Source organism: Rhizobium sp. 42MFCr.1, from assembly GCF_000377185.1.
Classification (GTDB): Bacteria; Pseudomonadota; Alphaproteobacteria; order Rhizobiales; family Rhizobiaceae; genus Rhizobium; species Rhizobium altiplani.
In genome coordinates, this window is sequence record NZ_KB897872.1 from 19,096 (window position 1) to 27,967 (window position 8,872).

10 protein-coding genes are annotated in these 8,872 nt (G+C 57.6%); 5 read left to right on the forward strand and 5 right to left on the reverse strand.

The features are described 5' to 3' along the window. Positions 1-36: 36 nt before the first annotated feature. Positions 37-696 (reverse strand): hypothetical protein, encoded by a 660-nt coding sequence (locus C934_RS0129525; RefSeq protein WP_018860120.1) that lies wholly within the window; start codon positions 694-696, stop codon positions 37-39. An 85-nt stretch (positions 697-781) separates the two neighbouring features. Further along, positions 782-2,455 carry an arylsulfatase gene (locus tag C934_RS0129530; RefSeq protein WP_026372194.1) on the reverse strand — a complete coding sequence of 558 codons (1,674 nt, stop codon included), beginning with the start codon at positions 2,453-2,455 and terminating at the stop codon, positions 782-784. A 592-nt stretch (positions 2,456-3,047) separates the two neighbouring features. Here C934_RS0129530 and C934_RS34925 point away from each other — a divergent pair. Both C934_RS34925 and C934_RS0129545 read left to right on the forward strand, forming a co-directional pair. Beyond that, positions 3,048-3,413, forward strand: coding sequence for a hypothetical protein (locus C934_RS34925; RefSeq protein ID WP_245268047.1), 366 nt, complete (start codon positions 3,048-3,050; stop codon positions 3,411-3,413). Then, on the forward strand, positions 3,391-3,834 hold the full coding sequence (locus tag C934_RS0129545; protein WP_156828826.1) for a hypothetical protein: 444 nt from the start codon (positions 3,391-3,393) through the stop codon (positions 3,832-3,834). The genes C934_RS34925 and C934_RS0129545 overlap by 23 nt, the downstream gene beginning before the upstream one ends. A gap of 1,290 nt (positions 3,835-5,124) precedes the next feature. Here the strand turns inward: C934_RS0129545 and C934_RS0129565 are convergent. Both C934_RS0129565 and C934_RS35390 read right to left on the reverse strand, forming a co-directional pair. Further along, a complete protein-coding gene (locus tag C934_RS0129565) occupies positions 5,125-5,319 on the reverse strand; it encodes a hypothetical protein (protein ID WP_018860129.1) in 195 nt (64 codons plus the stop codon). Continuing rightward, complete coding sequence (locus C934_RS35390; protein ID WP_018860130.1) at positions 5,319-5,486, reverse strand: hypothetical protein; 168 nt, start codon at positions 5,484-5,486, stop codon at positions 5,319-5,321. The genes C934_RS0129565 and C934_RS35390 overlap by 1 nt, the downstream gene beginning before the upstream one ends. Positions 5,487-5,596: 110 nt before the next feature. Between C934_RS35390 and ligD the strand changes: the two genes are divergently transcribed. Both ligD and C934_RS34930 read left to right on the forward strand, forming a co-directional pair. Further along, complete coding sequence (gene ligD, locus C934_RS0129575; protein ID WP_018860131.1) at positions 5,597-6,637, forward strand: non-homologous end-joining DNA ligase; 1,041 nt, start codon at positions 5,597-5,599, stop codon at positions 6,635-6,637. A gap of 368 nt (positions 6,638-7,005) precedes the next feature. Beyond that, positions 7,006-7,173, forward strand: a complete 168-nt coding sequence (locus C934_RS34930) for a hypothetical protein (RefSeq protein ID WP_018860132.1) — start codon at positions 7,006-7,008, stop codon at positions 7,171-7,173. Between the two features lie 999 nt (positions 7,174-8,172). Here C934_RS34930 and C934_RS34345 read toward each other — a convergent pair. Then, positions 8,173-8,409, reverse strand: a complete 237-nt coding sequence (locus C934_RS34345) for an Arc family DNA-binding protein (protein ID WP_018860134.1) — start codon at positions 8,407-8,409, stop codon at positions 8,173-8,175. Between the two features lie 278 nt (positions 8,410-8,687). Here C934_RS34345 and C934_RS34350 point away from each other — a divergent pair. Beyond that, on the forward strand, positions 8,688-8,872 hold a 185-nt coding region (locus tag C934_RS34350; RefSeq protein WP_156828827.1), incomplete at its 3' end, for a LysR family transcriptional regulator.

An 8,872-nucleotide genomic window follows, 5' to 3' on the forward strand; every position in this document is an offset into this window, starting at 1 on the left:
GGCACCCTCGATCTCGACGGAACGAACAATGCGCCGCTACGGAATGACATTGACGGCGCGCGCAGCCACGAGCACGAGCGTCAACAGAGCAATGGCACTTTCGATCATCATCAGTCCCTTCGCACGTCTTGTCAGCGGCAGCACGTCGGTGGGACTGAAGGCAGCCGCCGTATTGAACGCGAGGGAAAGATAGTCGACGTAGAGCGGTCGCCAGTCCGGCGGTGCTAGTTCCGGTGCCGAGGTTTGGGGGAAAAGCCAGTCGGGTCGTCCTGCCATGCCACGCGCGAGGCGCGCGGGACCACCCGCGTCGATCTGCCAGTAGAGCAGCGAGAAGGTGAGGACGTTGGTGATCCAGATCGTAAAGGATGATGTCAACAGCGAAACCGATCGCGTCTCGGGCGGATGAATGGTGATGATCCCGACCATGTCGCCAAGCTCCGCTGCCGTATTCCCCGCGTAAACACTGGCGAGCAGCATGATCGCGACATGCTCGACCCGCAGCCACACGGCATTTTCGCTGGAAAGCGTGACAAGGACCATCGGTACAATGGCTGCCACCAGAACCGCATATGATATCCACCGCGGCAGGGCGTAGACGTGATGCGGCAGCACCTCCAGAAAGGCAAACACCCCGAGGATTGCCAGCACCGGAGCCCACCGCGGTTCATCACGATCTGCTTGGCTGAAATCGCTCATCGTTCGGCCCTCTGCAGCCCTTGAGCATACCGATGTAGCGGCCGCCATGTGACGGCCGCTACAAATGTCGTTGTTTGCCCGCGCGTCAGTCGTGACCAGTCTTCATTTCGCGGACCTGCTGCATCACTTGCTCCAGATTGTAGCTTGCGGGATTCTGCAGAGGCGGGAAGTCGACGTAGCTCTCTAGATGCTTCAGCCACAACTGCTGGCCGATGGGCAGGATGTTCCAATCATAGACATAGGCGGTGGACGGTGACGCGATGGCGCCGGCCATGCCAAAAAGGGTCTTGATCTGCTGTCCGACCGAGGTCTCGAACGGATCGCGCTTGATGTTTACGACCTGCGTCCACGAATATGGCTGAACGCCGTGGATGAAGCCCGCGGGATCGTCGGACACCATTGCGAAATACATCTTCCAGTTCTTGTAGCGGACTGCCGAAGGCTCCTTGCCGGAATAGTACAGGAACGAGTCGCGCTTGGATGGCGACTTGCCTTCCAGGAAGTCGCGCTGGTCGATCCCGTCGAGCGTGGTCTTGACGATGCCAGGATACTTGCCTGCCTCGATCTCTTTTTTCAGGCCATCGCCCTTGGGACCGCCGGCGATATTCACAAACGTCGGCAGCCAGTCAAGGGCCGAGAACATGTCGTTCTTGACCGTACCGGGCTCGATATGCCCTGGCCACCGAACCACGAGCGGCGCACGCATGCCGCCTTCCCAGGTGCTGAGCTTTCCGCCCTTGAACGGAGTGGTGCCCCCGTCCGGGAATGTGATCGTCTCGGCTCCGTTGTCGGTGGTGAAGACAACGATGGTGTTGTCGAGTTCTCCCATCTCCTCGAGCCTCTTCAAGACATAGCCGATGTTGTCGTCCATCTGTTTCATGCCGGCTTCGTTGACACCCCAGTCCTTGCCGCCCTCCTCACCAACCATCTTCAGGTACTTGTCCGGCAGCATGGTGGTGATGTGCATGCGTGCGGGGTTGTACCAGACGAAGAACGGCTTGTTGGTCTTCTTCGGGTCGTTGCGGTCGAGGAAATCGATGACCTTGGCCGAGATCTCCTCGTCAATCGTCTTGGAGCGCTCGAGCGTCAGCGGCCCTTCGTCCTTGCATGACTGGTTGGCAGGCGACCCGTCGGAGGATTGGCACGCGAGCATCGGACGCGGCGGCGTCAGGCAGGTGGTGGTTTTGGCATCCACCGCCGCCGGATCGTCCGCTATGCCAGGAATGGCCGTGTTCCTGCAAGGTGGCGCGATCCCCTGCTCGGTTGAGGTCTTGTTGATGTCGGGGAAGCTCACCCCCTGCATGGCGTCGAGGTGATAGAGATAGCCCCAAAATTCCTGGAACCCGTGCGCCGTCGGCAGGGATTCTGTGGTGTCTCCGAGATGGTTCTTGCCGAACTCACCTGTGGAGTAACCGAGATCGTACAGGAACTTGGCGAGGTGAGGCGTGCCGGCCCGCAGGTAGGAGGGACTTCCGGGAATCTCCGGCAGAACCATGCCGACGCGCACCGGCTGCATGCCGGTAATGAACGCGGTTCGCCCTGCCGTGCAGCTCTGCTCGGCATAGTAAGTCATGAACTTCGCGCCTTCCCGGCCGATGCGGTCGATATTGGGGGTTTCACCGACCATCAGGCCTTGGTGATAGATGCTCGGCTGCATCCATCCGATGTCGTCACCCATGATGAACAGGATGTTGGGTTTCCTCTCCTCCTGCGCGTGTATTGTCGCTGTACTCGCAAGCAGGCTGCCCGCGACCGCCATCGCCGTTGTTATCAGCTTCGTGGTCCGTCTCATTTCGAATGCCTCCCTCTGGGGGCCGCCCGATGACGGCCAAGGTTGGTTGAAAGACGAGTCAAAGCAAAAGAGGGTTTTCTAGGCGGCGCCCATTTCACTACCCAGTGGGCAGGTCTGCTCCGGTAAAGACGCGGCTCACGGCCGTAGGTGACCCTCGACTTGCAGAAGAGGACTTCCACTCTTCCAATCATTTTCTACAGTGTATTAGGGAATGCAGATATTGCCCTTTAGGGAATCGCCGTGATCAACCGCTGTGCTTGCCAGCGATGGATCCCGTCCACGACGGCGCATTCCTTGACTCGTACCATCAGTGAACCGTGGGCTTTCCGACTTATCCGCGAACGCGCAGAGCAGACGCTTCCGCGTATTTGTGGCTTTGGATTGGCAATTGATTTTCTTGACGGATATCCAGCGGACGCGCGTCTTCTCGACCGCCACGCACCCGCATTGTTCCCCGAAAAGATAGCACTCACCGAAGGCGAAGACGGCGACCGCCGACGGTTCGGTTTCGTCGAATTCTGGGGCGCCGGAGCACCGCCGAAGTCTGGTCTCCTTCGCTATGTCGGCGATTGCTTCTTCGCCGATCGTCGTACCTGCGAGTTCGTCTGGCAGGCCTGCATTGAAAAAATCGAAAACGACCGGCCCGTCGATGAGAGTGTTGCCTTTAACGCCCGTCGCCAAACAAGGCGGCGGGTCGGTCAGGCTCATCGCTGAGTTTGACTTAGAGCTGTCCAGCGTCGTGCGCCTTTATGCGCTCCGTTTGATGGAGACGCCAGACGGTCGCCGGATTGTGTACGCACCGAATGGGAATGGCGGGCGCCGGCTGGCGACCTTCTCCCCCGAACTCGCCGCCGAGATCACCAAAGCTGCAACCGAAAAACTTGAAGGGCACGATATCGCCAATGGCTCCAATTCCGAAGATTAAGCAGCCCTCCGTATCCTCATTCGACGAACCAGCTGTCCGTGAAGATGTCGAGATGCTGCATCGCTTGGCGCGGGGCCTGCAGGGAAAGTTCGTTGTCTCTACGTTCTTCGCCAACCCATCCGGCGAGGACAAGGGCGGCGGCATTATCAGCCATCATGCCATAGGGGACATTGATGGCATGGTCGACGCTGTCATGGCACACGCGACGACGCCCCATGCGAACTGCTACGTGTGCCCCAAACTCATGCGGAACAGTCTAGAGCGGGGTAAGAAAGGCGCAGAAGCGGACGTAGTGGCGGTGCTGGCGCTCGTCGCAGATATGGACGAGGATAGGGGATTTGGTGGCGCATCGATGGTCGCGTCAATGAAGGCGAGAAAAGCACAGGCGAGCGTATTGCCGCGGCTGAGGCGAAGGCTGTGAAAGCCACTGATGATTTGGGCGAGTTTAAGCTGAAGGTTTCCGAAACCTACGCAACGAAGGCGGGGATGCAGGAACAGACCGCCCAACTCCTTCGGGCCATCGAGGGCGTGGGAACCGCATTGACGGATTGCACGAGCGTTTAGATAGAGTTTTCGAACGAACTACCGGTCGCAGGACGCGCGGCTGATGACATAGGCATATTGCATAGTTAGCAGATTGCCTATATATTGCCTTCATCGACCACGGGAGGCACATATGACCAATCCAGACGCAAGCACCGAGCAGCTTGTTTACCAGCCAGAGGTGACTTTCGAGCTAGCCCTCAAAGCGTGGCGACACCGCACCGGCTTCACGCAGGTGCAGACGGCCGCGCTTCTTAGGGTGCCGCTCACGACGTACCAAGGGTGGGAACATGGGCGTCCTTGCCCTACTGCTTTCGCTGTCATCACAGCGCTGCATGCTTTGGCGTCTGATTCTGCATGATTTGATACCAAGCCGCGTCTCCTTAACGGGGGAGGCGGCTATTTCGTGTTTAAGCAATCATTAATATTAATAAATCATGGTTTGAGCTGATCGGGGGAAACGATGACATGTTTCGATCAAAGCTGCTCTTTCTCATGCTAGCTGCCATGTACATGGCATTTTTCTTCGTCCCGCACTTGTGACGGCTTCTAGTTGGGTACCGAAGTCCAAAAAAAGCCCCGTAGAACGGGGCGAGGTCAGAAGTTTGGACGCCAGTAGGATACTGTCGATTTTCACTAAATCCAACTTTTGATTTTCGTAGAAACCTTCCGCCCACGCTCAGTCTCGCGAAAGATGCCTCACCATCAAGCGAGCGCCCTTGTGCCCACACCTGCAGCGCATGAGGCCGGCGAGTTGACCGAGCGTCAATCCTTTCCCAACCTTCTTCTGTATCCCCAATCGATCGATAGGCTTCCGGCGATTGCACCCGGAGCATAGCGCGAATAGCGCCTCGTATTGCGCCAATTCGCCGAGCGTTCGTTCCTGATCGGCCTTAGGTGGAGGCACCTCTATGCCCAGTATTTTCACGGCAGAATGGTCGTACCTTATCTGACACTTGTCGTTGAACGGTGCATCGTGTCCGCGATTGCATCCGAACTCCCTGGCGAAGTCGTAGCGCAGTTCCGGCCTGGGCTTGTTGCCGTAGCGGGCGAGGGCGTCTGCAGCGGCCATGGATCCGCTTTTTTGGCATTTGGTGCAGGAATATCGAAGCTCGCGCCCAATGAAGTCGGACGGGTAATATGCCATGCGCATTGCGTTCACTGGACCCTATTTCCGTTCGAACGCCGGCGACCAGCCTCGTGTCATGCCGCGGCTCATGGCGCCTTCGGTCAACGCTAGCTGCTGGCGAAGGTGGCTGATGTCCTCGAGCAATGTGGCAATCGTCGCTTTCACATCGTCATCGTGCCAGGCGAGGGCCGCCTGCACTTCGAAGTCGACATCCTCTTTCGTCATCGGTTGCATCAGTGCAAGTCCAGGCTCAGTTGCTGGCCTTTGGCCGCAGGCAACGGGAGACCGATCTGGATCTTGCCGAACACGCGCTTGCGGCGTTCCTCGTCACGCTCGCGCTCGGCCCGGCTGGCGGCAACGGCTGCTAAGGCATTCGCGATGACTTGCTCTGTATGGGTCATGAGAACCTCCGTCGTAATGTTCCTATTTTGTTCTCATTTTGAGGAGAGGTCAAGTGGGTCCTCGCATCGAGTTAATTGTCGTTTTAAGCTTTCCCTTATTTAATTGCCTGATGGCAAAGTCTCCTTCCAAGCCACTCCTGGCAGATGAAAAGCCGCTTCGTTCGCGAGCACGAAAGCCGCGCGATCCGTCGCAACCACGACTTCCCTTCGATCCGATGCCTGACCGCGTGGAGTCATGTCTCGCGCTCCTAAAGCCGCGTCCGCCAGTCGGGCCGGACTGGCTGTACGAACTAAAATGGGATGGGTATCGCATTGCCGTCCACCTGAACAACGGCCATGTCAGGATACTCACTCGCGGCGGACATGACTGGACGCACCGCTTTCCCGGCATTGAAGATGCAGCCAAGCGCCTCGGCGTCGGCACGGCTATCCTCGACGGCGAGGCCGTTGTTCTCGACGAGGAAGGCCGCCCTCACTTTGGTATGCTACAGAACTCGCTCGGCGGGCGGGGAGGGAAACTGCCGGCCGGCAACGCTGTCATGTACGCGTTCGACCTTCTTTACTTCGACGGTCATGACATTCGCAGCCTTGACCTAATGGCGAGGCGCTATTTCCTCCAGTCCCTCTCGCAGAACGAGCAGGGCGCTATCCGCCTGTCTGAAGCGATCGATGGCGATGGACGCGATATCTTTACTGCCGCCTGTGAACACGGACTTGAGGGTATCATCGCCAAGTTCAGGGATGCCCCTTATCGTTCGGGACGGTTCGGCGAGTGGGTTAAGGTCAAGTGCACTCTGTCCGACAGCTTTATCGTCGTGGGCTACGAACATTCGACTGTTGCGCGATCGGGCATCGGCAGCCTGTTGCTGGCAGCGCGGAAGGGCGGCGATTGGGTCTACGTCGGCTCCGTCGGTACGGGCTTCAATGAGCGCAGCGCGGAGTATCTGCGAAAGACGCTAGACCGGATCAAGCGCAAGACACCGCCCGTCAAATATGAGGGGAGGCGGAAGAACCTCGTCTGGGTGCAGCCGACGCTGATCGCTGAGATCGAGTATCGGGCCTGGACCCATGACGGCAAGCTGCGACATGCTTCTTACAAGGGCCTGCGAGAGGTGCAGGATAATGCGGCGGTTTATGAGATTGGTGTTTGATCTACTCTTCTTGATTCGATATTGGTGTGAGAAGGGCCACTTTAAGAAATAGGGCGTGCGTGGCGAGGCTCGGGTGGCAGATTGACGTCCCGCCGCTGTCACGAGATCACGTGACCGCCCGATAATACGCGCCTCGACGCCCACGCTGAGCTAGCCCCCCCCTCTCAATAACTGCACGACCGATCGTTGCTCGGCCTAAAGCCATCCGCACAAGCGGGGTTCACCGAAGTCCTTGGTTGGTACTGGTAGACTTGGCCCGTCGGCGCGAATGCCGGCGGGTTTTTCGTTGTGAGAAATACCCCGTTAGAATCACTTGCTCTTCAATGGTTCGTATATTTTATTAGGCTGATCTAAATGAGGAGCGACGCATGGATGGACTGCAGAATCCTGCCTCGGAAGAGAAGGCGGCTTATGATCGGCATGCTGCTCGGCTGCTGTTGCACATGCGCGCAAGCAAACGCTTGCTCGATTCCTTCACGTTACGTGATGATGGGGGCGGCTCTGCATTAAGTGGCCCATCGGGCGAAAAGCACTAGTCGAAAGCAAAAGCCCGACGGACGGGGTTGTCGCCGGGCTTTTTTGCTAGACCCGCCACGGGGGCCCAACAGCAAGGTGCTGCACAGCACGAGGTAGCGCTGCGACCGGAAACTTCCAGCACGAGCTTTAGTAATCCCTTAATAAGTAGTGGCTACTATCAGATTGTCACAAAGGTTATCGTGACAGGCAACGCCGACACGACTCAAAAGGCTCGTCTCCTGTGTTTGGTGGCGAGCCTCTTCTTATGGCTAATGCCCAGCCCCGAATCTGAAATAGAAAAGGCCCGACGACTGGGAGGCGCCGAGCCTTTCACAAGGCTGGTCACTAGTTGGGACCGGATTCCAGCTTACGATGACGGCTGGGTGGTCATCGCATGTCTAGAACTGCGGAGCGTGCTTAAGGTTCCGGATGATGAGCAAGCAAAGCCCGGCAAGGAGGGGGTCCCGCCGGGCCTTAGTGCGGACCAAGCATTGCGAGGTCCGTGCAGCGTGTGTGTGGGCGCTGCGGGTAAGGAACGTGAGGCGGCGTAGAATGTTCCTTCGGTGTCGCTGTCTTCTTAAGAGCCGAAAAGGCGGCCTTTTCACGTTATGGCAAGCGGATAAAAATCGCTAAAAACACAACAGAATCAATTGGATTGGCGGAAGATGTGGGATTCGAACCCCCAACCAAGCGGTTATGAGCTGCTTGTTCGTTTCGGCTAGGCGGATCGACGAAACCAGATGCTCTGCTTCAGGCGCAACCAGCTGCGCCTGACCAGGATCTGTTTTCCGTGTACTTCACTCGGGAACTGGCGACCATGGAACGAGTTGTGCGCGAGTTCGCGGAAAAACTCCACCGATCGCGGCCGCTTGCTGGAATGAAACCGCCCCCAAGCCGGTCACGGTGGAGGGTTGTCGAGGCGAGAGGCCCCCACGGTCACGTTGTGGCCGATTGGCGGCGGCATTTCTGAGCAGCGTTGACGCGGTCGGATACCGCAGTTGGCCGCGCCACGGGCTCTTCTAATGATCCAGGCCCTTTTCGACTATCAATCTTTGAAGCTGAGAAAGTCGCGTGCGGAGTTGTTCAATTTCCGCAATCAAACTCGGTTTGTCCGAACCGCTCAAACCCAGCGACATCTCTAAGCGCGTTACTATTTCCGCTGTGATGGAACGGGAGTTAGCACGCGCGGAAGCTTCAATCTCGCGCTTCAAATTTTCAGGGATACGCAACCTGAAATGAGGATCGTCCCTACTCATGACGGATCACGCATTTTCTGCTTGTGCGAACGACGCACAGTGTGCTACTTGTCCAAATGACGCACCGTGCGTCATGCATTTTACTCCGAAACAAGGTGCGTTCATTAGAATAATCACACTCTGAAAATGTCGCCTAAAGACAATGAGACAATGGCCGAGCGCGGAGCGCACCGGTTTCCTGTCCCGTGGACCTATGCGTGTCAGGATAATCAACGATCTTACCAATGGCAAACATCGGTTGCTGTCTACGATCCTTTTCCCACTCAAAAGGGTTTCTCATGGAACTGCGCCAACTCTCCTATTTCAAAGCAGTGGCCGAGGAACTGCACTTCGGGCGGGCGGCGGCCAGGATGCACATTGCCCAGCCGGCCTTAAGCAATCATGTGATGTCGCTGGAAAGGGAGCTTGGCTGTCCGCTGTTCATCCGCTCGACCAGAAGGGTGGAACTGACCAGGGCAGGGGA